The organism is Nonomuraea sp. B208 (genome assembly GCF_057536035.1).
Genome location: NZ_BAAJOU010000031.1, coordinates 144,797 through 168,697 on the forward strand (window position 1 = coordinate 144,797; position 23,901 = coordinate 168,697).

The 23,901-nt window shown below is 72.5% G+C and carries 24 protein-coding genes; 13 read left to right on the plus strand and 11 right to left on the minus strand.

From position 1 onward, the window contains the following. Positions 1 to 33: 33 nt before the first annotated feature. Positions 34 to 492, plus strand: coding sequence for an SRPBCC family protein (locus AC27IY_RS44565; RefSeq protein WP_487181682.1), 459 nt, complete (start codon positions 34 to 36; stop codon positions 490 to 492). A 3-nt stretch (positions 493 to 495) separates the two neighbouring features. Here AC27IY_RS44565 and AC27IY_RS44570 read toward each other — a convergent pair whose 3' ends face one another. Continuing rightward, positions 496 to 3,762, minus strand: coding sequence for an AfsR/SARP family transcriptional regulator (locus tag AC27IY_RS44570; protein WP_487181683.1), 3,267 nt, complete (start codon positions 3,760 to 3,762; stop codon positions 496 to 498). A 52-nt stretch (positions 3,763 to 3,814) separates the two neighbouring features. Further along, the gene (locus tag AC27IY_RS44575; RefSeq protein WP_344209684.1) at positions 3,815 to 4,162 is read right to left on the minus strand and encodes a nucleotide pyrophosphohydrolase; all 348 of its coding nucleotides are present in this window, start codon (positions 4,160 to 4,162) and stop codon (positions 3,815 to 3,817) included. A gap of 42 nt (positions 4,163 to 4,204) precedes the next feature. Between AC27IY_RS44575 and AC27IY_RS44580 the strand changes: the two genes are divergently transcribed. Together AC27IY_RS44580 and AC27IY_RS44585 are read left to right on the plus strand one after the other, a co-directional pair. Further along, entirely contained in the window at positions 4,205 to 4,645 is a 441-nt protein-coding gene (locus AC27IY_RS44580) for a MarR family winged helix-turn-helix transcriptional regulator (protein WP_487181684.1), read from the plus strand. 50 nt (positions 4,646 to 4,695) lie between these two features. Beyond that, the gene (locus tag AC27IY_RS44585) at positions 4,696 to 5,520 is read left to right on the plus strand and encodes an alpha/beta fold hydrolase (protein WP_487181685.1); all 825 of its coding nucleotides are present in this window, start codon (positions 4,696 to 4,698) and stop codon (positions 5,518 to 5,520) included. Here the strand turns inward: AC27IY_RS44585 and AC27IY_RS44590 are convergent. After that, complete coding sequence (locus AC27IY_RS44590; protein ID WP_487181686.1) at positions 5,501 to 6,253, minus strand: maleylpyruvate isomerase N-terminal domain-containing protein; 753 nt, start codon at positions 6,251 to 6,253, stop codon at positions 5,501 to 5,503. The two genes, AC27IY_RS44585 and AC27IY_RS44590, sit on opposite strands and share 20 nt — an antisense overlap. 31 nt (positions 6,254 to 6,284) lie before the next feature. Next, a complete protein-coding gene (locus tag AC27IY_RS44595; protein ID WP_344209692.1) occupies positions 6,285 to 7,295 on the minus strand; it encodes a LacI family DNA-binding transcriptional regulator in 1,011 nt (336 codons plus the stop codon). Between the two features lie 175 nt (positions 7,296 to 7,470). On the opposite strand from AC27IY_RS44595, the gene AC27IY_RS44600 reads away from it, so the two are divergent. From AC27IY_RS44600 to efeB, 7 genes are all read left to right on the plus strand, one after another. Next, positions 7,471 to 8,760, plus strand: a complete 1,290-nt coding sequence (locus AC27IY_RS44600) for an extracellular solute-binding protein (protein WP_344209694.1) — start codon at positions 7,471 to 7,473, stop codon at positions 8,758 to 8,760. After that, on the plus strand, positions 8,757 to 9,716 hold the full coding sequence (locus tag AC27IY_RS44605) for a carbohydrate ABC transporter permease (RefSeq protein ID WP_423443972.1): 960 nt from the start codon (positions 8,757 to 8,759) through the stop codon (positions 9,714 to 9,716). The genes AC27IY_RS44600 and AC27IY_RS44605 overlap by 4 nt, the downstream gene beginning before the upstream one ends. Next, positions 9,713 to 10,555 carry a carbohydrate ABC transporter permease gene (locus tag AC27IY_RS44610; protein ID WP_344209698.1) on the plus strand — a complete coding sequence of 281 codons (843 nt, stop codon included), beginning with the start codon at positions 9,713 to 9,715 and terminating at the stop codon, positions 10,553 to 10,555. Before AC27IY_RS44605 ends, AC27IY_RS44610 begins: the two co-directional genes overlap by 4 nt. Before the next feature lie 8 nt (positions 10,556 to 10,563). Next, the gene (locus AC27IY_RS44615; protein WP_449948545.1) at positions 10,564 to 11,931 is read left to right on the plus strand and encodes a glycoside hydrolase family 5 protein; all 1,368 of its coding nucleotides are present in this window, start codon (positions 10,564 to 10,566) and stop codon (positions 11,929 to 11,931) included. A gap of 87 nt (positions 11,932 to 12,018) precedes the next feature. Beyond that, positions 12,019 to 12,849, plus strand: a complete 831-nt coding sequence (gene efeU, locus AC27IY_RS44620) for an iron uptake transporter permease EfeU (RefSeq protein WP_364449228.1) — start codon at positions 12,019 to 12,021, stop codon at positions 12,847 to 12,849. 11 nt (positions 12,850 to 12,860) lie between these two features. Continuing rightward, the gene (gene efeO / locus AC27IY_RS44625) at positions 12,861 to 14,000 is read left to right on the plus strand and encodes an iron uptake system protein EfeO (protein ID WP_487181687.1); all 1,140 of its coding nucleotides are present in this window, start codon (positions 12,861 to 12,863) and stop codon (positions 13,998 to 14,000) included. Positions 14,001 to 14,012: 12 nt separating this feature from the next. After that, positions 14,013 to 15,287 (plus strand): iron uptake transporter deferrochelatase/peroxidase subunit, encoded by a 1,275-nt coding sequence (gene efeB, locus AC27IY_RS44630; protein WP_487181688.1) that lies wholly within the window; start codon positions 14,013 to 14,015, stop codon positions 15,285 to 15,287. A gap of 15 nt (positions 15,288 to 15,302) precedes the next feature. Here efeB and AC27IY_RS44635 read toward each other — a convergent pair whose 3' ends face one another. From AC27IY_RS44635 to AC27IY_RS44645, 3 genes are read right to left on the minus strand one after another with little or no spacing between them, the layout of a single operon-like run. Further along, complete coding sequence (locus AC27IY_RS44635; protein WP_449948533.1) at positions 15,303 to 15,647, minus strand: hypothetical protein; 345 nt, start codon at positions 15,645 to 15,647, stop codon at positions 15,303 to 15,305. Continuing rightward, positions 15,647 to 16,108: a hypothetical protein gene (locus AC27IY_RS44640; protein WP_487181689.1), complete on the minus strand. Its 462-nt coding sequence runs from the start codon at positions 16,106 to 16,108 to the stop codon at positions 15,647 to 15,649. The genes AC27IY_RS44635 and AC27IY_RS44640 overlap by 1 nt, the downstream gene beginning before the upstream one ends. A 23-nt stretch (positions 16,109 to 16,131) precedes the next feature. After that, a complete protein-coding gene (locus AC27IY_RS44645) occupies positions 16,132 to 16,677 on the minus strand; it encodes a CGNR zinc finger domain-containing protein (protein ID WP_487181690.1) in 546 nt (181 codons plus the stop codon). Positions 16,678 to 16,706: 29 nt separating this feature from the next. Here AC27IY_RS44645 and AC27IY_RS44650 point away from each other — a divergent pair, with 29 nt between their 5' ends. Beyond that, the gene (locus AC27IY_RS44650; RefSeq protein WP_423474467.1) at positions 16,707 to 17,624 is read left to right on the plus strand and encodes an arginase family protein; all 918 of its coding nucleotides are present in this window, start codon (positions 16,707 to 16,709) and stop codon (positions 17,622 to 17,624) included. A 7-nt stretch (positions 17,625 to 17,631) separates the two neighbouring features. Here the strand turns inward: AC27IY_RS44650 and AC27IY_RS44655 are convergent, their stop codons facing one another. From AC27IY_RS44655 to AC27IY_RS44665, 3 genes are all read right to left on the minus strand, one after another. Continuing rightward, positions 17,632 to 17,934: a hypothetical protein gene (locus tag AC27IY_RS44655; protein ID WP_423474466.1), complete on the minus strand. Its 303-nt coding sequence runs from the start codon at positions 17,932 to 17,934 to the stop codon at positions 17,632 to 17,634. Between the two features lie 16 nt (positions 17,935 to 17,950). Next, on the minus strand, positions 17,951 to 18,175 hold the full coding sequence (locus tag AC27IY_RS44660; RefSeq protein ID WP_423443953.1) for a hypothetical protein: 225 nt from the start codon (positions 18,173 to 18,175) through the stop codon (positions 17,951 to 17,953). A 99-nt stretch (positions 18,176 to 18,274) separates the two neighbouring features. Continuing rightward, positions 18,275 to 19,870 (minus strand): DUF4434 domain-containing protein, encoded by a 1,596-nt coding sequence (locus AC27IY_RS44665; RefSeq protein ID WP_487181691.1) that lies wholly within the window; start codon positions 19,868 to 19,870, stop codon positions 18,275 to 18,277. A gap of 129 nt (positions 19,871 to 19,999) precedes the next feature. Between AC27IY_RS44665 and AC27IY_RS44670 the strand changes: the two genes are divergently transcribed. After that, positions 20,000 to 20,815, plus strand: a complete 816-nt coding sequence (locus tag AC27IY_RS44670; protein WP_344209718.1) for an SDR family NAD(P)-dependent oxidoreductase — start codon at positions 20,000 to 20,002, stop codon at positions 20,813 to 20,815. Between the two features lie 81 nt (positions 20,816 to 20,896). Then, on the plus strand, positions 20,897 to 22,405 hold the full coding sequence (locus AC27IY_RS44675) for an alpha/beta fold hydrolase (protein WP_487181692.1): 1,509 nt from the start codon (positions 20,897 to 20,899) through the stop codon (positions 22,403 to 22,405). Between the two features lie 246 nt (positions 22,406 to 22,651). Here AC27IY_RS44675 and AC27IY_RS44680 read toward each other — a convergent pair whose 3' ends face one another. Continuing rightward, positions 22,652 to 23,875 (minus strand): oxygenase MpaB family protein, encoded by a 1,224-nt coding sequence (locus AC27IY_RS44680; protein WP_423443945.1) that lies wholly within the window; start codon positions 23,873 to 23,875, stop codon positions 22,652 to 22,654. Positions 23,876 to 23,901: the final 26 nt, after the last annotated feature.

The window sequence follows — 23,901 nt, forward strand, 5'->3', positions numbered from 1 at the left end:
CCGAAACTCGCGAACCCGCCCCAGGAGGATCCGATGCCGCAGACCGCCGAATACACCATCACCCGCCGCTTCGCCGCCCCGCGCCACCGCGTCTGGGCCGCCTGGACCGACCCGGAGCGCTTCTCGCGGTGGTTCGGGCCGCGCGGGATGGCCACGCCGCTCGGCCGGATCACCCTGGACGCCGTGCCCGGCGGGGTCTGGCGGGCCACCCTGGTTGGCGAGGAGGGGTTCGAGGTGACGCTGGACGGCCGCTACCGCGAGGTGCGCGCGCCCGGCCGGCTGGTGTTCACGACCGGCGACCCCGACGCTCCCGGCGACGGCCCGGCGTCGGTGGTGACCGTGGACCTCGCCGCGACCGGCGACCGCACCGAGATGCGCTTCCACCAGTACGGCGTCAACACCGACCCCGAGCACGCCGAGCAGGCGAAGGAGGGCTGGGTCGAGTTCTTCGACCGGCTCGCCGAGCACGTCGAGCGCGCCTCTCAGGGGTGAGCGTCAGAGCAGGTCCTGGACCTCGTCGAGCTTGCGGGCCGCGCCCTCGGCGTACGCCTCCGCGTACGCCTGCGCGCCGATGCCGTCGCGCACCCGTGCCGCGATGCGGTCGAACTCCTCCTGCTCCGCAGGACCTGCGGGCAGGTCGAGCCGCTCCCTGTTGGCCGCGGCCAGCCCCAGCAGCCGCGCGGCCCGCGTGCTCGCCCCGCAGGCGGAGGCCGCGCCGACCACGGCCCACGTCAGCGTCCGCGGGTCGCCGATCCTGCGGGCCGCGACGATGGCCTCCTCCTGCAGGGCCAGGGCGGCGGCCTGGTCGCCGCGCGCCTCGCGTACGTGGCCCAGCTCGGTGAGCACGTCGGCCACGTGCACGGCGGGCTCGGCGTCGGGATCGCGCGGCACGCCCTCCAGGAGCCGGAGCAGGTGCCGCTCGGCCAGGTCGAGCCGGCCGGCGCGGCGGGCGGCGAAGGCGACGCCCATCTCGCCCATGCTCTCGCCCTCCCGGTAGCCCTGGTCGGCGGCCATCTTCCTGGCGCGCTCGCACAGCTCGATGGCGCGCTCGTACGCGCCGCTCTCCAGGGCGACCCAGCCGAGCCAGGCGGTGTGGGTGGCGACCTCCGGCCACAGGCCGAGGTCCTCGGCCATCCGCAGGCCCTCGCCGAAGAGCCGGTTCGCGCGCTCGGCGTCGCGGCTCATCTCGGCGGCCGAGGCCAGCCACTCCGTGGCCCGCAGCAGGCCCCAGCGGTCACCCAGCGTGGTGAAGATCCGTACGCTCTCGCCGGCGCAGCGGTCGAGCGCCTCGTGGTCGCGCCGGGTGAAGGCGTCCCTGGCCTGGCAGGCGAGGGCCGCCGCCTCGCCCCACCGGTCGCCGACGGCGCGGAAGGCGGCCAGCGCCCGCTCGTTGAGCTCCTGGCCGGTCGGCACGTCCCTGACGTGCATGCCGACGAACAGCTCGGCTCTCGCCCGCTGCCCGGGGTCGGCGACGGCGGCGAGCACCGGCCGCCAGTCGACCTGCTCGCCCAGCATCATGGCGAACCCGGCGTGCCAGGCGGCCGCGCGCGCCCGTTCCGGGGAGTCCGGGCCGGGCACCGACAGGGCGGCGGCCAGCGAGCGCCGGCCCTCGGCCAGCCGGCCGCGCAGGAACCAGTACCAGGCCAGGGCGTTCACCAGCCGCGCCGCGCTCGCGGCGTCGCCGGTGCCGACGGCGGTGTCGAGGGCGGCGCGCAGGTTGGCGGCCTCGGCGTCGAGGCGCAGCAGCCGGTCGCGCTGCTCGTGGCCGTACAGGCCCGGCTCGCACTCCTCGGCGAGCGCCAGGTAGTGGCGCAGGTGGGCGCGGCGGACCGCGTCGAGCTCGCCCGCCTCCCCCAGCCTGGCCAGGCAGTACGCCGCCACCGACTCCAGCAGCCGGTAGCGCACCCCGGCCGGGGAGCCGGCGACGACCACGAGCGAGCGGTCCACCAGCCGGGGCAGCAGGTCGAGCACGTCCAGCACCGGATCGCCGTCGGTGGACACGGCCTCGGCGGCCTCCAGCGTGCAGCCCTCGGCGTGCACCGCCAGGCGGCGCAGCACCCGCCGCTCCTCCTCGGAGAGCAGGTCCCAGCTCCAGTCGATGACCGCGGTGAGCGTCTGCTGGCGGGCCGGCGCGCCGCGCGACCCGGAGGCGAGCAGCCGGAACCGGTCGTCCAGCCGGGAGGCCACCCCGTGCACGCCGAGCGCGCGCACCCGGGTCGCGGCCAGCTCCAGCGCCAGCGGGATGCCGTCGAGGCGGCGGCAGAGCTGCGCGACCGCCTGGGCGTTGCCCGCGTCCAGGGCGAAGCCGCGCGCGGAGGCGGCGGCGCGGGTCACGAACAGCCGGACCGCGTCCGAGCGGGCCATCACGGCGAGGTCCGTGCTGGCGGGCACCTCCAGCGGGGGGACGCTCCACAGCACCTCGCCGGCCACGGACAGGGGCTCCCTGCTGGTGGCCAGCACCCGCAGGTCGGGGCAGGAGCGCAGGAGCAGCTCGGTCAGCTCGGCGACCTCCGCCACGACGTGCTCGCAGTTGTCGAGGACGAGCAGGGCGTGGCGGTGCCGCAGCGCCTCGGCGAGCTGCCCGGCCACGTCGGCGGAGTCCGCGTACTCGCGGATGTCCAGCGCGGCCATGACGGCCTCGGCGGCCGTCCGCGGCCCCGCCGCCGCGCCCGCCGGAAACGCGCCCGATGCCGCCCCGCCGGCCGGGGATGCGCCCGCTGCGGGCGCGTCCCCCGCCGTCCCGCCCGTGGCGGAGGCACCCCGGCCCGCGTCGTGCAGGCCGGTCCGTACGGCCTGGTCCAGCTCGACCAGCCAGGCGCCGTCGGCGAAGCCGTCGAGGAGCCGGTCGGCGGCGGCCAGCGCCAGCCGGGTCTTGCCGACCCCGCCGCTGCCGGTGAGCGTGACCAGCCGCTCCTCCCCGACCAGGCCGCACACCTCACTCAGTGCTTCGTCGCGGCCGATCAGCTTGCTGACGGCGGCGGGCAGGTTCGTGAGCGGGCGCCCGGCCGGGAGGCTGAGCGCCGGGTCCTGGCCGAGTATCGCCTGGTGCAGCGCCACGAGCTCGGGCCCGGGATCGAGGCCGAGCTCGTCGGCCAGCCGCTCGCGCAGCTCCGCGTAGCCGGCGAGGGCCTCGCTCTGGCGGCCCGCCCGGTACAGCGCCCGCATGTGCACCGCCCGCAGCCGCTCCCTGAGCGGGTGGCGGGTCACGAGGTCGCCGAGCTCGCCCACGAGCAGTGCGTGCTCGCCCAGCTCCAGCCGGGCCTCGGCGTGCTGCTCCAGCGCCGACAGCCGCTGCTCCTCCAGGCGCAGGATGGCGGCGCGGGTGTACTCCTCGTCGGCGAAGTCCGCGTACGCCGGGCCGCGCCACAGCGCCAGCGCCTCCCCCAGCAGGCCGGCCCTGGTCCGCGGGCTGCCCGCGGCCTCGGCCCGCGCCAGCAGCTCCGCGAACCGCCCGGCGTCCACCGCGCCGGCGTCGGGCCGCAGCAGGTAGCCGGGGGCGCGCGAGACCACCAGGTTCTTGCCGCCCGCCTCGGCGTCCTCCAGCGCCTTGCGCAGCTGGGACACCCGGACCTGGAGCGCGGCGGCCGGGTTGCCCGGCGGCTCCTCGCCCCACAGGTCGTCGACCAGCCGGTCCGCCGAGACCGGGTGGCCCTCGTGGACGAGCAGGTTCACGAGCAGCGCCCGCACCTTGAGGCCGGGGATCGTCACGGCCTCGCCGGCGTCGGTCCACACGGCCAGCGGCCCCAGCACTCCGAAACGCATGTTCGACAGCCTATGCGGGGGTTCGTACCCACGAGAAGATCGCGGGCGCCCCTTACGGCGGGGCCTTGCGGGCCGAGCCCCGGTAGCGATCGGCGTCGTAGCGGCGCTCGTTGTCGGCCAGTTTGTCCGTGGCCGCCGCCAGCAGGTCGACGCCCAGCACGTCGGCGAGGCGCACCAGGTAGAGGGTCACGTCCCCCAGCTCGGTGCGCATACGGGCCAGCGCCTCGGGGCCGGGGTCCGCGGACTCGGCGGCGGTGAGCCACTGGAACTCCGCCACCAGCTCCCCCACCTCGCCGGCCAGCGCCATCGCCAGGTTCTTCGGCGTGTGGAACTGCTCCCAGTCGCGGGCGCGGGCGAACTCCCGCAGGCGGCCGGCCAGGTCCTCCAGGTCCGTCGTCACGCCGCACGACCTTATCCCTTTCCTGCCGGTAGGTTGCTGACCGTGAATGGCGTCGAGTTGTTCCTGCTGGGCCGCGCCCTGATGAAGATCGGCGAGGAGGCGATGCCGGTCGAGGGCATCGGCGAGCACTCGACGAGCGTGCGCACGGTGCTGATCGTGGTGAGCGACCTGCGTGGCCATCCCGGCACCACGGTCGGGGAGATCGCCGCGCGCACCGGCCTGCCGCAGAGCGCGGTGTCGGCGGCCGTGGCGCGGCTGCGTACGGCGGGGGCTGTCCTCGCCGACACCGACCCCAGGGACCGCCGCCGGACGATCCTCCGTGAGGCCCCGGAGACGTCGGACCGTGTGACCCGCGTCCGCGACACCCCGGTGGACGACGCCCTCGCCGCCGCCCTGGGCACGGACGACGGCGAGCACGTCCGCGAGGTCGTCGAGGCCCTGGAGAAGCTGGCCGACCGCCTGCTCCCCGGCCTCCGCCGCTGAATAATCCATCAGACTTGATACATCAGAACTGATGGATTAGGGTCGTCGGCATGCCCACGATCACCATCCCCGGCGGCTCAGTCCACTACGAGCTGCGCGGCACCGGCCCCCTCCTGCTGATCTCCCAGAGCGGCGAGGGCGACGCCGACCGCACCGCCGACCTCGTCGGCCACCTCGCCGACTCCCGCACCGTGATCACCTACGACCGCCGCGGCCTCGGCCGCAGCACGATCCCGGACACGACCGTGAGCGTCAGGGAGCACGCCGACGACATCCACCACCTGCTCGCCCGCCTCACGGACCAGCCCGTCGTCATGCTCGGCCAGAGCCTCGGCGCCTCCATCGGGCTCCACCTGGCCGCCGACCACCCCGAGCAGCTCAGCCTGCTCATCGCGCACGAGCCCGTCTCCCCGTGGCTGCTTCCCGAGTCGGAGCGGGCCCACCACCGCGCCGAGCTGGCCGCGATCCGCGACCTCTACCTCGCCACCGACCTGCCCACCGCGCTCAAGGAGGTGACCCGCGTGCTCGGCATCACGCCCGGCGGCGACGCCGAGCCCGGCCTGACCTCGTTCCCCATGACGGCGGAGCGCGAGGCCGCCTTCGACTTCTTCATCCGGCACGACTTCCAGGCCGTCATCGACGACCCCGGCCCCGACGACCCCGCCGCCTGCCGCGTGCCGGTGCTCCCGGCGGCCGGCGAGCGGACCCCGGCCGCCGTCTTCGACCGCCGGTGCGCCGACCGGCTCGCCGAGCTCACCGGCGTGCCGCTCGCGGTGTTCCCCGGCGGCCACAACGGCAACCTCAGCCACCCCCGCGCCTACGCGGCCCGCCTCCGCGAGGTCCTCGCCGCCCCTGTCACTGAGTGGACTCCTTGAGCAGCCACCGCAGCCGCTCCACCGGCGCGCCGTCGCCGCCGAAGGTCAACCCCGTCCCGTCCTGCCGCCCCCACAGCCAGAGCAGGACGTCCTGCGGCGCTCCCGCGACCGACGCGGCCCCGCTCGCGCGCTCGCCCCGCGCGACCTCCACCCCGGCGGGCGTGGCCCGCACCAGCCAGCGCTCCTCCCCCGCCGCGATCGAGACCGGCCGCCCGTCGGCCTGGGCGAGCCCGTCGCCGAACTCGGCCGCGCTCGTGGTGGTCTCGTAGGCGAGCATCACCGTCAGGATCTCGTCCACGCCGTCGGCGGCGAGGTCGTCGGGCACCGGCGTGACGGGCGTGCCGGCCGCCAGCTCGGCGTCGATCCGGTGCACCACGGTCTCCAGCGCCATCCTGCGGATCCAGAACCCGACCGTCTGGTCCGGGTCGTACCAGGTGAGCGCGGCCTCGCCGGGCTCACGGGCGGCGAACTCGGCGCGCAGCTCCGCGTAGGCCCGGTCGAGGCGGTGCAGCGGGCCCGCGGGGTCGGGCTCCGGCGGCCACGGCTCCGGCCAGGCGCCGAGGCGCATGGTCTCCGCCTTGTGCAGGTAGACCTCGCCCACGTGGCCGACCAGGTCGGCGAGCGTCCATCCTGGACAGGACGGCACGGGCGCGGCGAGGTCGGCGGCCCCGGCGGCCCGCAGCCGCCGGTGGTCCTCCTCCAGCAAAGTCAGGTAACGAGCGGAATTCAGCACACCCCATCCAAGCAGCCCGGCGAAACGGCTGCTACGGGTGGCGGGCGGTGCTCTCGCGGACGATGAGCTCGGTGGCGAGCTCCACGCGCTTGGTCTCGGGGACCTCGCCGCGCCCCATGGCCAGGACCGTACGCGTCGCCAGCGCGGCCATCTCCTGCAACGGCTGGCGGACGGTGGTCAGCGGCGGCCAGGCGGACTTGGAGAGGGGCAGGTCGTCGAAGCCGACCACGCTCAGGTCCTCCGGCACCCGCAGCCCGCGCTGCCGGGCGGCCTCGAAGACGCCGAAGGCCATCAGGTCGCTGCCCGCGAAGATCGCCGTCGGCGGCTCGGCCAGGTCGAGCAGGGCGTGACCCTCGTCGTGGCCGGAGTCGACGAGGAAGGTGCCCCGGCGGACCAGCTCGGGCACGAGCGGGACGCCGGCGGTCTCCAGCGCGGCCCGGTAGCCGTCGATGCGGGCCTGGCTGCAGAGCATGTCGGCCGGGCCGCTGATCATGCCGATCCGGCGGTGGCCCAGCTCCAGCAGGTGGCGGGTGGCGGCCAGGCCGCCGTTCCAGTTGGTGGCGCCGACCGAGATCACGCCGGGCGCGGGCTCGCCCTCGGGGTCCACCACCGCGAACGGCAGCGCGCGGGCGCCGAGCTGCGCCTGGATGCCGGTGGACAGCCGGGAGGCGACGATCACCACCCCGTCGGTGCGCCGGGCGGCCAGGCGTTCGAGCCAGTCGCGGCCGGGCCCGGCGTGGGTGTGCAGGACCGAGATGACGACGCTGGCCCCCGCCTCGCGGGCCGCGCTCTCCGCGCCCCGGACGATCTCCATCGCCCACGGCGACTCGATCTCGGCGAACACCAGGTCGATCAGCCCGGCCGGGGTGTCGTCCTGGCTGACGCGGCGCTGGTAGCCGCGCTCCTGGAGCAGCCGCTCCACCTTGTGGCGGGTGGCAGGGGCTACTTCCGGGCGCCCGTTGATGACCTTCGAGACCGTGGGGATGGAGACCCCCGCCTCTTCCGCGATCAGTGCGATCGTGACCCGCCTCTTCGCTGACACGATCGGGAGTGTATCCGAAAGTTTCGGTTCGGCGTCGCTCACAACGGGGGTGTTGACGCGTTACTTCAAGGTTACCTAAGCTCCGGGCAAAGAAAATATCGGGGGTTATACGAAAGTTTCGCTCTGTTCCGCCAGGCTCGGCGTGCTCCGCCCAGCAGAGAAGGGACCCCTCGGAATGAAACGCAGTGTGGTGTTGATCGCGACCGCGGTGCTCGTGGCCGGCTGCGGCGGAGGTGGCGGTGGCGGCGCCGCGACCTCCGGGTCCGGCGAGAGCGCCGCCCCGGCGAAGGTCACCCTGGAGTGGTGGCACCTGTCGACCGCAGAACCGCTGAAGACGCTGTGGGCGCAGCGGGCCAAGGAGTTCATGGCCCAGAACCCCAACGTCACGATCAAGGCGACGGTCCTGGAGAACGACGCCTACAAGGCCAAGCTCACCACGATCACGCAGTCCGGCAAGGCCCCCGACGTCTTCGCCACCTGGGGCGGCGGCGTGCTCAGGCAGCAGATCGACGCCGACCTGGTGAAGGACCTCTCCTCCGACGTCGCCGACGTCCTGCCCGGCTTCACCACGGCGGCGCTCAGCGCGTACCAGTTCGACGGCAAGACCTATGGCCTGCCGACCGACATCGGCATGGTCGGCTTCTGGTACAACAAGAAACTCTTCGCCAAGGCCGGCATCGAGCAGCCGCCCGCCACCTGGTCGGAGTTCCTCGGCGACGTCAAGAAGCTCAAGGACGCCGGCGTCACCCCCATCGCCCTGGCCGGCAAGGAGAAGTGGCCGGGTCACTACTACTGGGCCTACCTCGCCATGCGCATCGCCGGGCTCGACGCGCTCAAGCAGGCGGCCGTGGACAAGAACTTCAGCACGCCGGACTTCATCGCCGCCGGGCAGCAGGTGAAGGCCCTGGCCGACCTGCAGCCGTTCCAGAAGGGCTTCCTCGGGGCGGCGTACTCCACGCCCGACGGGCAGGCCGCCACGATCGGCAACGGCAAGGCCGCCATGGAGCTGATGGGCCAGTGGGCCCCGTCCGTGCAGAAGGACGCGGGCAAGGGCCTCGGCGACGACCTCGGCTTCTTCCCGTTCCCCGCCGTCGAGGGCGGCAAGGGCTCGGCCACGGACGCGTTCGGCGGAGGCGGCGGACTGGCCGTCGGCAGGGACGCGCCGAAGGAGGCCGTGGACTTCGTGAAGTTCATGACCCGGATGGACAACCACACCAAGGCCGTCCAGGCCGGCGGCGTCCTGCCGGTGCTCAAGGGCGAGGAGAGCGCGGTCACCGACCCCAACCTCAAGCAGGTGGCCACGATGCTGGCCGGCGCGACCGGCTACCAGCTCTACCTCGACCAGGCGTACCCGCCGGCCGTCGGCCAGCAGGTCAACGACAGCGTGGCCGAGCTGATCGGCGGCACCAAGACGCCTGAGCAGGTCGCCCAGGCCATCACCGAAGTGGCCAAGACCGAAGAATGACGACACTGACCCGAGGGCCGGAGGCGGCCAGGCTTCCGGCCCCCGCCCCCGCCGTCAGACACCGTGGCCGCGCGCTGACGATCGCGCTGTTCGTCCTGCCCGCGCTGGTGCTGTTCCTGCTGCTGGTCGTGGCGCCGATCCTGGTCGCCTTCTACGCCAGCGCGTTCCGCTGGAACGGGTTCGGCGGCCTGCCCACCAACTTCATCGGCTTCGACAACTTCACCCGGCTGTTCGGCACGGAGATCTTCCGGCGGGACCTGTGGCACCTGCTCGTGCTGGTGCTGCTGTCGGTCTGCGTGCAGCTGCCGCTCTCGCTGGCCATCGCGCTGCTGCTGAACCAGCGCATCCGCGGGCGGGCGGTGTACCGGCTGGTGTTCTTCGCGCCGTACGTGCTGTCCGAAGTGATCACCGGCGTGCTGTTCTCGCTGATCCTCGCGCCCGACGCCGGGATGGCCAACCAGGTGCTGGCGCTGTTCGGCGCCGACTCCGACTGGCTGGCCGACCCGGACACGGTGATGCCGTCGCTGTTCCTCGTCATGACGTGGAAGTACTTCGGCTTCCACATGATGATCTATCTGGCCGGCCGGCAGAACATCCCGAACGAGCTCGTCGAGGCCGCCCAGATCGACGGGGCGAGCAGCTGGAAGGTCTTCAGGCACATCACGCTGCCGCTGCTCGGGCCGACGATCCGGATCAGCGTCTTCCTGTGCGTCATCTACACGATCCAGCTCTTCGACCTGGTCTGGATCCTCACCCAGGGCGGCCCGTCGCACTCGTCGGAGACGATGGCCGTGACGATGTTCGAGTGGGGGTTCAAGCGCTCCCAGGTCGGCTACGCCAGCGCGATCAGCGTCGTGATGTTCGTGCTCAGCCTCGTCTTCGCGCTGTTCTACCAGCGGTTCGTGATGCGCCGTGACCTGGAGGGCGCGACCACCAGCATGGGAGGCAGGCGATGACCCGCGGCAAGAAGCAGGCTCCTCGGCGCAACACGCTGCCGCTGCATCTCATCGCGTGGGTCGTCGGCGCGTTCGTGCTGATCCCGGTGGTCTACGCGACGCTCGGCGGGTTCAAGCGCAACAGCGAGCTGTCCACGAACCCGTTCGGGCTGCCCTCGACCTGGGTGACCGGCAACTACACCGACGTGCTGGCCTCGTCGTCGTTCTGGTTGCAGCTCTGGAACAGCACGTTCATCGCGGTCGTCACCACCGTGCTCACGGTGGGGGTGGCGGCGCTGGCCGGGTTCGTCTTCGCCCGGTTCGCCTTCCGGGGCAGGGAGGCGCTGTTCACGCTGTTCACGGCGGGGCTGATGTTCCCGTTCGCGGTGGCCATCCTGCCGATCTTCGTGCTGCTGCGCGCGCTCGGCCTGCTCGGCGACCCGCTCGGGGTCATCCTCGTGCAGGCGGCGTTCGGGCTGCCGCTGACGATCATCATCCTGCGCGGCTTCTTCCGCAGCATCCCCGGGGAGATCGAGGAGGCCGCGATCATCGACGGGTGCAGTCCGTTCGGGTTCTTCTGGCGGATCCTGCTGCCCATGGCCAAGCCCGCCATCGCCACCGTCTCGGTGCTCGCCGTCGTCGGGAGCTGGAACAACTTCATGCTGCCGCTGGTGGTCTTCACCGAGGAGGCCAACTGGACCCTGCCGCTCGGCATCCAGCAGTTCCAGGGCCAGTACGCCTCCGACACCGCCCGCATCCTCGCCTACCTCGTCCTGGCCATGATCCCGGCGCTCGGGTTCTACGCCGTCGCGGAACGCCACCTGGTCGGCGGGCTCACCGCCGGCGCCACGAAGGGATGACCTCTGACATGCTGCGTGTGTCCGGAAACCACCTCGTCACACCCGACGACCAGCCGGTACGGCTCCGCGGGGTGGGCCTCGGGGGCTGGATGAACATGGAGAACTTCGTCACCGGCTTCCCCGCCAACGAGAGCTCGATGCGCGCCGCGGTGCGCGGCGTGCTCGGCGAGGAGCGGGCCGAGCTGTTCTTCGACCGCCTGCTGACCTCGTTCTTCACCGAGCGCGACGCCGAGCTGCTGGCCGGCCTCGGCATGAACTGCGTGCGCATCCCCGTGAACTACCGCCACTGGGAGTCGGACGAGCGGCCCTTCGAGATCGACCCGCGCGGCTTCCGCCACCTCGACCGGGTGATCGGCCTGCTCGGCGCGCACGGCATCTACAGCGTCATCGATTTGCACGCGCTGCCCGGCTCGCAGAACCAGCACTGGCACTCCGACAACCCCACCCACGTGGCGGCGTTCTGGCAGCACCGTCACTTCCAGGACCGGGTGGTGCACCTGTGGGAGGTCCTGGCCGACCACTACCGCGACAACCCCTGGGTCGCCGGCTACAACCCGGCGAACGAGCCCGCCGACGTCACCGGCCAGGTGATCGGGCCGTTCTACGACCGGCTGGTGAAGGCGGTGCGCGGGGCCGACCCGCACCACGTGCTGTTCCTGGACGGCAACACCTACTCAACCGACTTCTCGATCTTCCGTGAGGTGTACGAGAACACGGTCTTCGTCATGCACGACTACGCTCTCGCCGGTTTCGCCCACGGCGGCCCGTACCCCGGGCACACGCGGGGCGAGTGGTGCGACCAGGACGAGCTGGAGCGGACGTTCGCCAAGCGCTCCCGCTTCCAGCGGGAGACCGGGACGCCGTTGTGGGTGGGCGAGTTCGGGCCGGTCTACACCGGGGACCCGGAGAAGGACGCGCAGCGGTACCAGATCCTGCGCGACCAGCTCGCGATCTACGACGCGGAGGGGGCGGGCTGGTCGCTCTGGACGTACAAGGACGTGGGGTTGCAGGGGCTGGTGCACGCGGCGGGGCCGTACCTGGACAGGTTCGGGGGCTTCCTCGACAAGAAGCGGCGGCTCGGGGCCGACCGCTGGGGGTCGACGATGGAGGAGGGCTCGGACGTGCTCGGGCCGCTGCACGAGCTGGTCGAGACCGAGTTCCCCGGCTGGGACCCCTACCCGTGGGGCGCCCGCTACCAGACCGACGACCTGATCAGGCACATCCTGTTCGCGCAGGCGCTGCTCCCCGAGTACGCCGAGCTGTTCCGCGGGCTCGGCGACGACGAGCTGACCGCGCTCGCGGACTCGTTCCTGCTGGAGCGGTGCGTACGCCGCGAACCGCTGCTCGAACTGCTGACCGAGAACCTGGCGGGGTGACGACGAACACACCGGGCACACATGGACAGAACGCCGCGGGAGCTCTAATTTAGGGGAGCCTTACCTAAGAACCCCGCGGGAGTGTCCGTGTTCGCCAGCTATCTCATCGGGCTGCGCGAGGGCCTGGAGGCGACACTCGTCGTCTCGGTCCTCGTCGCCTTTCTCGTCAAGAGCGACCGCAAGGACCGGCTCCCCCAGGTCTGGGCCGGCGTGGGCGCCGCCGTCGCGCTGTCGGCGGCGTTCGGCGCGCTGCTGACCTTCACGGCGGCCCACCTGGCGTACACGGGGCAGGAGCTGTTCGAGTCGATCGCCTCGCTGCTGGCCGTCGTCTTCGTCACCTGGATGATCTTCTGGATGCGGCGGGCGGCCCGCACGCTCTCCGGCGAGCTGCGCGGCAAGCTGAGCGACGCGCTGGAGCTGGGCCGGCTCGCCGTGGCCGTCATGGCCTTCCTCGCCGTCGCCAGGGAGGGGCTGGAGACCGCCCTGCTGTTCTTCGCCTCCGCGCAGGGCGCCGCCACGACCGTCGAGCCGCTGATCGGCATCACGCTGGGCGTGCTCACCTCGGTCGCCATCGGCTGGGGGCTCTACCTCAGCGCCGTCAGGATCAACCTCACCAGGTTCTTCACCTGGACCGGGCTGCTGCTCATCGTGGTCGCGGCGGGCATACTCAAGTACGGCGTGCACGACCTCCAGGAGGCGGGCGTGCTGACCGGCCTCGCCACGCCGGCCTTCGACCTCGGCGCCTCCCTCCCCGCCGACTCCTGGTACGGCATGCTGCTGGCCGGGATGTTCAACATCACCCCGCAGCCCAGCGTCGCCGAGGTCGTCGCCTGGGCCGCGTACCTGCTGCCCGCCCTCGTCCTCTTCCTCCGCCCGCGGCGGACGTCCCTGCCCGCGGCGCCCACCGCCGCGGCCTGAACAGGAGCACCATGCGTACCGTCCTCCGCCTGTCCACCGGCGCGCTCGCCGTGGCCGCACTCACCGCCTGCGGCTCCTCCTCCGGCGGCGGCGGCGCCCCGCCGGCCGCCTCAGGCTCGCCGGGGAAGATCGCCGTGGCCGCGTCGGACACCGCGTGCGAGGTGCCGGTCACGGAGGTGCCCGCGGGCACCACGACGTTCACGATCACCAACGGCGGCAGCAAGGTGACCGAGTTCTACGTGCTCGCCGCGGGCGACCGCATCATGGCCGAGGTCGAGAACATCGTGCCCGGCCTGACGCGGGAGCTCATCGCGGAGCTGCCGGCCGGCACGTACGAGACCGCCTGCAAGCCCGGCATGGTCGGCAAGGGCATCCGCAACCCGCTCAAGGTCACCGGCGAGCACCAGCCGCTCACCGCCGACGCCCAGCTCGCCGCCGCGGTGACCGGCTACAAGCGCTACGTCAAGACGCAGAGCGACACGCTGCTGGTCAAGACGCAGGAGTTCGTGGACGCCGTCAAGGCGGAGAAGATCGACGAGGCGAAGGCGCTGTTCCCGGTGGCGCGGACGTACTGGGAACGCATCGAGCCGGTGGCCGAGATCTTCGGCGACCTCGACCCGGCCATCGACGCGCGCGAGGCCGACCTGGCCGAGGGCGAGAAGTGGACCGGTTTCCACCGGATCGAGAAGGACCTGTGGATCCACAAGGACGTGAGCAAGGACGGCCCGATCGCCGACAAGCTCATCGCCGACGTCAAGACCATCGTCGGCAAGGCCAACGCCGCCGAGCTCACCCCGCTCAACCTGGCGAACGGCGCCAAGGAGCTCCTCGACGAGGTCGCCACCGGTAAGATCACCGGCGAGGAGGACATCTGGTCGCACACCGACCTCTGGGACTTCGCGGCCAACCTCGAAGGCTCCAAGGCCGCCGTGCAGTCGCTCCGGCCGGTGCTGGAGGAGCGGGCTCCCGACCTCGTCAAGACGCTGGACGAGAAGTTCGCCGCGGCCGAGGCGGCGCTGGAGACGCACCGCAGGGGCGACGGCTGGCAGCTCCACGACGAGCTGTCCAAGGCGCAGCTCAAGACCCTGTCCGACGCGATCAACGCGCTCGGCGAACCGATCAGCAAGATCGCCCCTGTGGTGGCGAAGTAGCGGGAGGACCCCATGTCCGAGCCCACCGGGAACGGACGGCGGATGAGCCGGAGGAGCCTGTTCGGGCTCGGCGCGGCCGGCGCGGCGGTGGCCGGGGCGGGCGCGGTGGGCGCCAGGTCGCTGCTCGACGAGCCGCCGGTCGCGCACGCCGCCTCCACCTCCGCCCCCTACCCCTTCTACGGCGAGCACCAGGCGGGCATCGTCACCCCCGCCCAGGACCGCCTGCACTTCGTCGCCTTCGACGTCACCACCGGCGACCGGGCCGAGCTGATCGACCTCCTCCAGGAGTGGACTGCCGCCGCGGCCCGGCTCACGCAGGGCAAGGAGGCGGGGTCGTTCGGCGCGGTGGGCGGCGACCCGGCCGCCGCGCCCGACGACACCGGCGAGGCGCTGGGGCTGCCCGCCTCGGGGCTGACGCTGACCGTCGGGTTCGGGCCGTCGCTGTTCGACGAGCGATTCGGGCTGGCGGACAAGCGGCCCGCCGCACTCGCCGACCTGCCGAAGTTCCCCGGCGAGCAGCTCGTGCCGGAGATCTCCGGCGGGGACCTGTGCGTGCAGGCGTGCGCGCACGACCCCCAGGTCGCCGTGCACGCCATCCGCAACCTGGCCAGGATCGGGTTCGGCCGGGTGTCGGTGCGCTGGTCGCAGCTCGGCTTCGGGCGTACGTCGTCCACGTCCCGCGCCCAGGCGACCCCGCGCAATCTCATGGGCTTCAAGGACGGCACGAACAACCTCAAGCTGGAGGACGCGGACCTGCTGCGCGAGCAGCTCTGGGCGGGTGCCGGGGACGGCGCGGCCTGGATGGCCGGCGGCACCTACCTGGTCACCAGGAAGATCCGCATGACGATCGAGACCTGGGACCGTACGTCGCTCACCGAGCAGGAGCAGATCTTCGGGCGGGACAAGGGCGAGGGCGCGCCGCTGGGCGCGAAACGCGAGTTCGACCCGCTGGACTTCGCCGCCAAGGGGCCGGACGGGCAGCCGCACATCGCGCCGAACGCCCACGTCCGGCTGGCCCACCCCAGCTCGCACGGCAACGCGCACCTGCTGCGCCGGGGCTACAACTTCGTGGACGGCTCCGACGGGCTCGGCCGCCTCGACGCCGGCCTGTTCTTCATGGCCTACCAGCGGGACCCGCGCAAGCAGTTCGTGCCGGTGCAACTGCGGCTGGCCCGCGAGGACCCGCTGAACGAGTACATCAAACACGTCTCCAGCGGCCTGTTCGCCTGCCCACCCGGCGTCCGCGACGCCTCCGACTACTGGGGCCGCACCCTCTTCACCCCCTGATCCACGCGACGCCGGTCAACGCCGCTGGTCGGTCTGTTTCGGGTGCCCGGTTCCGGCGCGCGTGATCCACAGCGTGCGTTCGTCGTCGTCGATCCCATACCAGAGCCGACCACCCGAGGTGGCTTCGTACTGCCACTGCTCGACCGACACACCGTCCACCTTCACGAAGCCCAGTGAGCCTTTGAGCGGGTGCTGGCGGCAGTCGATGCGTCGCGGGTCACTGGTGATCGCCACCCAGGCTCGGTCGAGGTTGTCGGGCGCCTGGGCCAGCAGGTGGGCCCAGCCCTCGGCGGCGCGCCGGTCGGCGAAGCGTACGCGCCAGGGGTTGGGACGCGGCACCTCGTCCCCGCGACCGGCCATCAGGGCTTGTCCAGCGGGCGGGGGACGTCGGGGCCGTCGCCAGGGAAGGGGCCGTGGAGGTCGTGGGCGAGTTGCGGGTCGCTCCAGATGACGGCGGTGGAACGCCACGAGGTCAGGGCTCTGGCGAACGGCAGCAGTTCGCCGGTGTCGGCGCCCGCCATCAGGTGGGCGAGGAGTTCGCGTACGCACTCGTGGCGTTCGGCGTCGGGGAGCCAGGTGAGCCAGGTGAGCTCTTCGGCGAGCACCTCTTCGGCGAGACCGGCGTTGCGGCGCGCCACGATGGCCAGCGCCCGGGCGGCGATGCGCAGACTGGCCGTCCCCGCCTCGAAGCGTTCCGCGCGCATGAGGATCAGGTTTTCGTCGTCGCGTCGTTCGAGGATGACGTCGGCGCTGTCCAGAGTGGGCAGCACCTCCGACGGGCCACGGAGGAACGCGCTGTACGGGAAGCGCTTCGTCGTCATGCGAGCAGCATATCTGAAGTAGTTCAGATACGGTGGCGGGCGCGGGAGGCGGTGGCGTGGGCGCGGTTGGCGCAGCGGGTGGAGCAGAACTGGCGGCGGCCAGGGCGGCTGCGGTCGACGAAGGCGTCGCGGCAGGGGCGGGCGGCGCAGAGGCGCAGGCGGTCCCAGTCGCCGGCGGAGGCCAGGTCGAGGAGGTCGGCGACGGCCCGTACGGCGAGGCGGGCGGCCAGCGGCGGCCCGCCGCGCTCGGGGTCGGCGGTGAGGCGTAGGCGTGGGATGCCGGCGTGGTCCTCGACGGTGGCGGCGAGCGGGAGGTCGGCCGACCACTGGGCGAGGGCTCGGGTGCGGAGTTCCGGGGTGTCGCGGGTCAGGACGTCGCGCAGTCGCGACCGCACCTGCCGTACGGCGTCGAGGTCGGCGGCAGCGGGCGCGTCCGCGGGTTCGCCCAGCTCAGCGCAGAAGCGGGCCAGGGCCGCCACGTCCGGGAGGCGTTCCGGGTCGTCGAGCCATTCGTCCCACGTGTTGGCCAGGTCGATGGCCACGACCCCGGTCTCCGCGAACTGGCGCATCCGTACTCCCTCTTGCTACCGTCACGAGTATGAGCATCATAACCCCTGACGCAACCCGCCGCCTGACCGTGCTCGACGCGCCGTCCAACCTCGGCCTGCGCCCGCCTGCCCCCGGCGTCGTCCCCGGCTGCTACAAGGCCCCCTGGGCGCTGCGCGACGCGGGCCTCGTGGCGCGGCTCGGGGCCGCCGACGCGGGCGCGCTCGTCCCGCCCCGGTACGTCGCCACCTGGCAGCCGGGCGACGGCGTGCGCAACGGCCCCGCCATCGCCGCCTACGCCCGCAGGCTGGCCGACCGGGTCGCCGCGATCCGGGCGGACGGCGGGTTTCCGGTGCTGCTGGGCGGCGACTGCTCGATCCTGCTGGGCCCCGCGCTGGCACTGCGGCGGGCCGGCCGGTACGGGCTGGCGTACCTGGACGCGCACTCCGACTTCCGCCACCTCGGCAACTCCCCCCACGTCGGCTCGGCGGCGGGCGAGGACGTGGCGCTGGTCACCGGGCGCGGCGACGACTACCTGACCGACCTCGACGGCCTGCGCCCCTACGTCAGGGACGAGGACGTGATCCTGCTCGGCGTCCGCGACGACGAGGACCTGCCGGAGCTGGCCGACAGCGGGCTCGCGTACGTCCCCGGCAGCGACATCGACCTCGATCAGGCCAGGAAGGTGCTGGTCCGGGACGAGCTGGACGGGTTCTGGATCCACGTGGACGCCGACGTCCTCGACCCGTCGGTCCTGTCCGCCGTCGACTCCCCCACCCCCGGCGGCCTCGACGCCGCCCAGCTCACCGCCCTCCTACGCGGTTTGCTGGCGCTGCCCGGCGCGGCCGGGCTGGAGGTGACCATCCTGGACCCCGACCTGGACGAGGACGGCAGGCAGGCGGCGCTGCTCGCCGACATCCTGGTCGACGCCCTGACCGGGTGGTCGCAGGCGAGGGCGGCCAAGGGCTGACCTCGGATCAGCCGTGGTAGCGCACGTGTCCTTTCCAGGAGGCGGCGTCCGTCTGCAACTGCGCCTCGGTGGTCATGATCGTGTAGCCGATCTGCATGAGATATATGGCCTGCTGCTCCGCCAGTTTCAGGGCGGTGATCCTGGCAGAGACCGACTGGGAGTACCAGTTGCAGGGGTTGGCGCAGGCGAAGGCCGCCTGGGCGCCTGACGTCGTGGTGGTGGCCGCGGTGGCCGCCGTGGGGGCGAGAACTGCCGCGATGAGGCCCCCGGCCAGCAGTGCGGTCCTGACGAAGGTGTTCTTGGCGCGCACGATGAGTCCTCCTCGATCAGGCGTAATAGAAGTAGTAATAACCGTTGCTGACGCGATAGCAGCCGGTGGTGGGGTCGGTGGGATATCCCTGTGCGTGTCTCACCGACCGGTCGAAATTGCACTTCGCCTGCGTGTCGAACATGCCGACGTAGATCCACGCCGCAGCCTGCGCGGGGAGGGCGGAGGCTGCCAGTGTGAGGGCGGCCATGCCGGCGGCGGCCAGGGCTGTGCGAACGCGCATGTGTTTCCTCTCGGAGCGGGTTCGGTTCTCTCCTTCACCCTGCCTTGGCGGCCGCGCGCGTCCCAGGGCGGTGACCGGACATCAACCGGACATCTTCTCCTAGGGCATGACGTAGGGGGTGGTGCTGCTCTCGCCGGCCCCGTTCGTCGCCGTGATCGCGGTGAACGGCGCTCCCGGCGTGTACGGCACCCACGCCGACTCCAGCCGCCCCCGCCCGTACCAGCCCTGCTCGACCGTCACGCCCTCCGGCTCGAAGCGCAGGGTGCCGCCCCGCAGGTTGTGGCCCTCGACGAGGATGCCGGCCTGCCCGTTCATGTCCTTGCGCACGGCGCTGACCACGATGGGCTCCTGCCAGCCGCTCGCGATGTCGTCGGCCAGCGAGGGCGTGTCGTACCGGGCCTGGCAGGTGAAGAACGGGTCCCACCCGTACGAGATGATCTTCTGGGCATGCGTGCCCGCGGCCATGACCTGCCGGTCCAGGCGGCTCTTCGTGGTCCGCCCGCGCAGCGGCAGCGGATCGACCCGCCCGCACTCGCCGTCCACGGGCGAGGGCTCGAAGCCTTCGATGTTCACCCACAGCTCCACGCCCGGCGGCACCCGGCGGGCCGCCGCCGCGATGTAGTCGCGGGTGGCCCCGTAGTACGCCTGCGCGTTGCTGACGTCGCCGACCACGGGCACCAGGCGCGGCTCGACCTTGGCGTCCCGCTCGTGCGGGCCGTGCACGGGGACCTTGCCGGTGCCCCGGCCGTCCTGCACCGCGACGGCCATGGGCGCGCCCGCCCGGGTGCGGGCGAGGTCGGCGAGCCCGTCCCCGGCCTGCTCGGGCGGGAAGCCGCGGCCCCGGCGGGCGTCGATGTACGGGCTGACCAGGATCGTCCTGCCGGGCAGCGTGGCGGCGACGGTCGCGTGCTGGGCGGCGTACAGCTCGATGATCGGATCGTTCGGCGCGCGGTCGCGCATGGCCAGCTCGAACGACTGGTAGACCCCCGCGAACGCCGCCGACCCCCCGAACCGCGCCCGGTAGTCGGCCAGCACCCGCTCGGTGAACGCGGTCAGCGCGCCGGTGTGGTCGTGGTCGGGCTCCCAGGTCTTGCCGGGCTCCTGCGACGCGGCGGGCAGCCCGGGGAAGACCTTCATCCCGTACGCCGCCGCCTCGCTCATCAGGTTGCCGAGCCCGTCGCCGTCGGTGGAGATCAGCACGAGGTCGTGGACCGGGTCGTCGCAGGACGCGGCCAGCGACACCCGGTAGAAGACCCGCTCACCGGCCTCGACCCGCCGGTCCAGCCCCTGGCAGCGCAGCAGCCCCGGCCCGAACTCCTCGCTCGTGGTGTACGTGTACACATGCCGCACCCGCTTGCCCGGCACCTCGGCGCAGGGCCGCCCGTCCACGACGCAGTCCGCGAAGCCGGGATCGGGCTCCCCCGCGTCGAACCGCGGCCCGAACGTGATCAGCGTGTCGCCGCCGATCTGGTGGACGGCCTCGACCATGCGCCGCGTGACGCACGGGTCGGCACGCGGGATCACCCAGTAGCCGGTGACCGCGTACGGAGCGCTCACCCGCGTGTCGCGCGGCTCGCACTCCTCCGGCGACCGCGCCGGCCCCTCCGACACGGCCGGCACGACCACCCCGACGACCAGCCCGACGAGCACCGCGACGGCCGCCATCGCCGCCACGCCCCACAGGATCCGGTGCACCCGCGCCCCTTCCACGCCCGGCTCCAGCCTACGTAGTCGATCTGCCCCGTGGCCGGGCGAAAAACGACCCCGGTGCGCTCCCGCCCCGACGGGGCACGGAAAAATGGGCCCCGAAGGGGGTACGACATCGTGCACATCGATCTCAGCGGGAAGACCGCGCTCGTCACCGGCTCGACCCAGGGCATCGGGGCGGCCATCGCCGCCGGGCTGGCGCGGGCGGGGGCCCGGGTGGGCGTCAACGGCAGGAGCGAAGGCGGGGTGGCGGCGGCCATCGAGCGGATGACCCCGGGCGCGCCGGACGGCCTGCCCGCCGCCGCGGCGGCCGAGCTGGTCGCCGCGCCCGGCGACGTGTCCACAGAGGAGGGCTGCGCCCAGGTGCTGAGCCTGCTCCCGCAGGTGGACATCCTGGTCAACAACCTCGGCATCTTCGGCGCCCGGCCGGCGCTGGAGATCGACGACGCCGAGTGGCGGCACTACTTCGAGGTCAACGTGCTGGCGGCGGTGCGGCTCACGCGGGCGTACCTGCCGGGGATGAAGGAGCGCGGCTGGGGGCGGATCCAGTACATCGCCAGCGACTCGGCGGTGACGATCCCGGCCGAGATGATCCACTACGGCATGACGAAGACGGCGCTGCTGGCCGTCTCGCGCGGGTTCGCCAAGGAGGCGGCGGGCACCGGGGTGACGGTCAACTCGGTGATCGCCGGGCCGACGCACACGGGCGGCGTGGAGGAGTTCGTCTACCAGCTCGTGGACCGCGACCTGCCGTGGGAGGAGGCGCAGCGGGCGTTCATGCGGCAGCACCGGCCGCAGTCGCTGCTCCAGCGGCTGATCGAGCCCGAGGAGATCGCCAACATGGTGGTCTACCTCAGCTCGCCGTACGCCTCGGCGACCACGGGCGGGGCGTTGCGGGTGGACGGCGGTTACGTGGACGCCATCCTGCCCTGATCGAGGGGATCCCCTGAAGGAGAGGTCCGTCCCCCACTCGCGGGGGAGGCCGGCGGCGCGCCCCGGGCCCAGCCTTGAGTCATGATTCTCCGGACCTTACTGGCAAGCGCCCTGGCGCTCGGGGCGCTCGCCGCCCCCGTCCCCGCCTCCGCGTCCCGGCAGCCGTCGGTGACCTGGCACGAGTGCCCCGCGTACTCCGACGACGTCCTGCGCTCGATCGGCGTGCCCGACAAGGAGTTCGCGAAGTTCCGCGCGCTCTACGGCCGCACCGAGTGCGGCACGCTGCCGGTACCGCAGGACTACGCCGACCCCGGCGGCAAGCAGATCACCATCGCCTTCACCCGGCTGCGGGCGAGCGACCGGGGCCGCCGCCTCGGCAGCCTCGCGGTCAACCCCGGCGGTCCCGGCGGCAGCGGCTACCTGATGCCGATCGACCTGGTCATGGGCGGCATGAAGCTGAACGAGCGCTACGACCTCATCGGCCTCGACCCGCGCGGCACCGGCTACAGCACCAAGGCCGCCTGCCGGCCGCCCGAGCAGGGGCCCCCGCCGCCCGGCCCGGTCACCGAGCAGCAGGCCCGCGCGGTCTACGCGGCGACCGTCGCGGCCAACCAGGCGTGCGCGGCCACCGACCCGGGTCTGCTCGGCCAGCTCACGACCGCGAACGCGGCCCGCGACCTCGACCGGCTCCGCGCCGCGCTCGGCGAGCGCACGATCGCCTTCCTCGGGGTGTCGTGGGGCACCTGGTTCGGCGCCGTCTACCGCAGCCTGTTCCCGGACCGGGTGCGGGCCATGTGGCTGGACAGCGTGGCCGTCACGGAGCCGAGGATGGACGTCTTCACCGAGGTGCGCGCCCGCGCCACCGACCGCGACTTCCGGCGCATGGCCGCCTGGATCGCCGCGCGGGACGACACGTACGGCTTCGGCGACACCAAGGCCGAGGTGATCGAGGCGCTGACCCGGCTGCGCGAGCGCTTCGCCGCCGACCCCGTCACCTTCACCGACATCGACATGACCGTGGACGGCCGGATGATCGCCGAAGCGGCCGGCCAGCCCAGCCCCGCCTGGCAGGACGTGGCGCAGGTGCTCAAGGAGCTGGTGACCGCCACCGGCCCGGACGCCCCGCCCACGCTCAAGAGGCTCGCGGGCGGCGAGCGGCCCGCCCCGCCGGCCGGCGCGCCCGAGCGCGGCAACAAGCCGGCGAACATCGCCTACTTCTGCAACGAGGACTCCGGGCCGCGGACGTTCGAGTCGGCGTGGCGGGCCTACCAGGAGCGGCTGACGCGGTATCCGGTGACCGGCGAGGCCACGGCGTTCGTGCCGAACTGCGCGGGCTGGCCGCTGCCGGTGCGCGAGGTCCGGCTGCGGGGCGGCGGCGGGCCGCTGATGTTGTCCGGCCACCTGCACGAGAGCCCGTCGCCGTACGAGTGGACGCTCGACATGCGGGCGGCGATCGGCGGGACCGTGGTGACCGTGGACGACGACGTGCACGGCTCGGGGCTGCGGACGCCGGACTGCGTGGCGGCGGTGGTCGCCTTCTTCGAGACCGGCCGGCGGGTGCGTACGTGTGAGGGGGTCCCGCTGCCCTGAAGCGAGTCCTGCCGGGGCACTCGCCCAGATCGGCCTTTCAGGCCCCTGACCTGCGGTTTCACAGCCGCAGGTCTTTCGCTTTGCGAACTTTGATAGGCAACCGGCAGTGCCCGCATGCAGCCGAGAGACCATGATCAGGGGATATACGCGGGATGATCTTAATAGCGTTTCCCAGCCCAGGCCCCGATTCCGGCGATCCCGACCGCCGACAACCAATACGACCGCACCGACATTGCGTGGACGCGATCAGCCGGGCCGGTTACCGGTCGGGATCACGATCTTGGTCTGTGCCCCCTTGGTAAGGTAGTACGTGGTCCACTTCTTGATCATCTCGTCGAGGAGCCAGGCGGCGGACGGCACCAGCGGCAGCCCGATCACCCCCTCCCTGAACTGGACCAGCAGCGGCCAGGCGGTCTTGATGACCGGGTCCCACAGCGGCTCGCGTGGGATGCCGTTCCACTCGGCCACCTGGTCGCCGGTGAGGTAGCGGGAGAACGCGTTGACGAGCGGCTTGTCGATGCCGCCCGGGCTGGTCAGCTCCGCGAGCATGTTCCGCAGGATGTTGTTGAGCTCCACGCCCTCCGCCGTCGGCCCCATGTTCCTGGGCAGGACGATGTCCGACTGGGCGTAGGAGGTATCCCAGGTGGCGGGGATGAACTCGTCCCTGATGCCGAGCATGTGCGCGAGCAGTTGCAACGAGTGCAGGTACGCCGTGGACTCCCCGGAGGAGATGCGCACCTTCCACGCGCGCATGCCGCGCATCGAGAAGGTTGCCAGGGTGTGCCAGGTGACGAGCATGTCCTCCTGGCTGATCGGGATGGGGCCGGACCAGTGGGGCGACGACTTGAGCAGATGCCGTACGGCCGCGTGCACCAGCCGGGTCTTGACGGCCTCGACGACGGCCGTGCCGCCGGGACCCCAGGCGTTCTGCGGCCGGACCGCGTACGCCAGGACGTTCGTCTTCGCGACCCGGTCCTTCAGGTCGGCGCCACCGGCTGAGTAGTAGACCGCGCGGGCCTCCTTGGGAATGGCGGTGGCCAGCATGCCGGCGCCGACGATGGTGAGGACGACGATGTAGTTCCCCTTGAGGACGTGGAAGCGGGCCGCGGCCTCGAGCTTGGCCTGGTCGGCCCACGGCGGGAGCTGGCGTGCCTGCTCGATGAAGGCCCGGAGGTCTTCAGGAAGCCCGGCGGGCAGGGGCTGGTCATTGCGGTTCCAGTCGTACAGGAGCCGGTTGACCTCGGGGATGACGCCACGGTCGAACAGCGAGGCGAGAAGTGGATCGGCGACGTCGTCCCACACCCACCGGGGGTCGGCGCCGCTGCCGGAGCCCGCGACCGAGCCGCTGACCGGCCAGGTCCAGCCATCCGCCAGTGTGTTCGCCTGGGCCGGTGAGGCGATGCCCAATGCGCCGAGCGCTCCCAGCGCGGTGCCTGAGATCAGGATGTCGCGCCTGCTCAACTCTGCCATGGCCTGCACTCCTTCGAGGTGGGGGG

Bases quoted from the DNA above. Each gene is read 5' to 3' on its own strand.
- efeO (WP_487181687.1), top strand. From the start codon at position 12,861: ATGCGTACCGTCCTCCGCCTGTCCACCGGCGCGCTCGCCGTGGCCGCA.
- AC27IY_RS44570 (WP_487181683.1), bottom strand. From the start codon at position 3,762: ATGCGTTTCGGAGTGCTGGGGCCGCTGGCCGTGTGGACCGACGCCGGC.
- AC27IY_RS44645 (WP_487181690.1), bottom strand. From the start codon at position 16,677: ATGCGCCAGTTCGCGGAGACCGGGGTCGTGGCCATCGACCTGGCCAAC.
- AC27IY_RS44615 (WP_449948545.1), top strand. From the start codon at position 10,564: ATGCTGCGTGTGTCCGGAAACCACCTCGTCACACCCGACGACCAGCCG.
- AC27IY_RS44585 (WP_487181685.1), top strand. From the start codon at position 4,696: ATGCCCACGATCACCATCCCCGGCGGCTCAGTCCACTACGAGCTGCGC.
- AC27IY_RS44650 (WP_423474467.1), top strand. From the start codon at position 16,707: ATGAGCATCATAACCCCTGACGCAACCCGCCGCCTGACCGTGCTCGAC.
- AC27IY_RS44640 (WP_487181689.1), bottom strand. From the start codon at position 16,108: ATGACGACGAAGCGCTTCCCGTACAGCGCGTTCCTCCGTGGCCCGTCG.
- AC27IY_RS44600 (WP_344209694.1), top strand. From the start codon at position 7,471: ATGAAACGCAGTGTGGTGTTGATCGCGACCGCGGTGCTCGTGGCCGGC.
- AC27IY_RS44660 (WP_423443953.1), bottom strand. From the start codon at position 18,175: ATGCGCGTTCGCACAGCCCTGGCCGCCGCCGGCATGGCCGCCCTCACA.
- efeB (WP_487181688.1), top strand. From the start codon at position 14,013: ATGTCCGAGCCCACCGGGAACGGACGGCGGATGAGCCGGAGGAGCCTG.
- AC27IY_RS44635 (WP_449948533.1), bottom strand. From the start codon at position 15,647: ATGGCCGGTCGCGGGGACGAGGTGCCGCGTCCCAACCCCTGGCGCGTA.
- AC27IY_RS44675 (WP_487181692.1), top strand. From the start codon at position 20,897: ATGATTCTCCGGACCTTACTGGCAAGCGCCCTGGCGCTCGGGGCGCTC.
- AC27IY_RS44610 (WP_344209698.1), top strand. From the start codon at position 9,713: ATGACCCGCGGCAAGAAGCAGGCTCCTCGGCGCAACACGCTGCCGCTG.
- AC27IY_RS44680 (WP_423443945.1), bottom strand. From the start codon at position 23,875: ATGGCAGAGTTGAGCAGGCGCGACATCCTGATCTCAGGCACCGCGCTG.
- AC27IY_RS44565 (WP_487181682.1), top strand. From the start codon at position 34: ATGCCGCAGACCGCCGAATACACCATCACCCGCCGCTTCGCCGCCCCG.
- AC27IY_RS44605 (WP_423443972.1), top strand. From the start codon at position 8,757: ATGACGACACTGACCCGAGGGCCGGAGGCGGCCAGGCTTCCGGCCCCC.